Source organism: Mesorhizobium sp. M7A.F.Ca.MR.362.00.0.0 (genome assembly GCF_004023175.1).
Classification (GTDB): Bacteria; Pseudomonadota; Alphaproteobacteria; order Rhizobiales; family Rhizobiaceae; genus Mesorhizobium.
On the sequence record NZ_RZTF01000665.1, the window covers coordinates 458 to 1,858 of the forward strand.

A 1,401-nucleotide genomic window follows, 5' to 3' on the forward strand; every position below is an offset into this window, starting at 1 on the left:
GCCTCACCTATGGTTCGCGCATCTTCGTGGACGATGGTGACAAGGTGAAGCGCGGCCAGCGTATCGCCGAGTGGGATCCCTACACCCGTCCGGTCCTCACTGAAATCGAGGGCAGGGTGTCGTACGAGGATCTGGTCGACGGCATTTCCGTTCAGGAAACGGCCGACGAGTCGACCGGCATCACCAAGCGTGAGGTCATCGACTGGCGCTCGACGCCACGCGGTAACGACCTGAAGCCGGCGATCGCGATCCAGGACGCCAAGGGCAAGGTCGGCAAGCTGTCGAAGGGCGGCGACGCCCGCTTCCTGCTCTCGGTCGAGGCCATTCTTTCGGTCGAGCCGGGCTCGCAGGTTCGCCCCGGCGACGTGCTGGCGCGTATTCCGATGGAAAGCGCCAAGACCAAGGACATCACCGGCGGTCTGCCGCGTGTTGCCGAGCTGTTCGAGGCACGTCGTCCGAAGGATCACGCCATCATCGCCGAGATCGACGGCACGATCCGCTTCGGCCGCGACTACAAGAACAAGCGTCGCATCATCATCGAGCCGCATGACTCGACGCTTGAGCCGGTCGAATACCTGATCCCGAAGGGCAAGCCGTTCCATCTCCAAGACGGCGACGTCATCGAGAAGGGCGACTACATCCTCGACGGCAATCCTGCGCCGCACGACATCCTGGCGATCAAGGGCGTGGAGGCACTTGCTTCCTACCTCGTCAACGAGATCCAGGAAGTCTATCGTCTGCAGGGCGTGTCGATCAACGACAAGCACATCGAGGTGATCGTTCGCCAGATGCTGCAGAAGGTCGAGATCACGGTGCAGGGCGACTCGACCTACATTCCGGGCGATCATGTCGACGTGATCGAACTGGAAGAGGTCAACGAGCGTCTGGTCGAGGACGGCAAGAAGCCGGCCGAAGGCCTGCCGGTGCTGCTCGGCATCACCAAGGCATCGCTGCAGACGCCGTCCTTCATCTCGGCCGCCTCCTTCCAGGAGACGACCCGGGTGCTGACGGAGGCCGCGGTTGCCGGCAAGACCGACATGCTGCAGGGCTTGAAGGAAAACGTCATCGTCGGCCGGCTGATCCCGGCCGGTACCGGCGGCACGATGAGCCAGATCCGGCGCATCGCCACCTCGCGCGACGAACTGATCATCGACGAGCGCCGCAAGGCCTCGGGTGCGGAAGTCGCCGAGCCGATGCTGGCCGACATGACAACCGCCGCGCAGTAAGCGCGGCGGCAGGAATCTCAGGCAAAAAAGGCCGCCGGGGCGACCCGGCGGCCTTTTTTCATTGCGTTGGAGCCGAACTTTGTGGCGGTGGCGAAGTGAGGAGCATCGTCTGGTGCCTTGTTTTGCAGGCTGGCGCCGCCCCTCATCTGCCTGCCGGCATCTTCTCCCCGTATAG

General features: G+C 63.5%; 1 pseudogene. It reads left to right on the forward strand.

Going from position 1 to position 1,401, the window contains the following annotated elements:
* Positions 1–1,226 (forward strand): annotated as a pseudogene (locus EOC06_RS36585) (DNA-directed RNA polymerase subunit beta'); the annotation flags it as partial.
* Positions 1,227–1,401 lie beyond the last annotated feature (175 nt).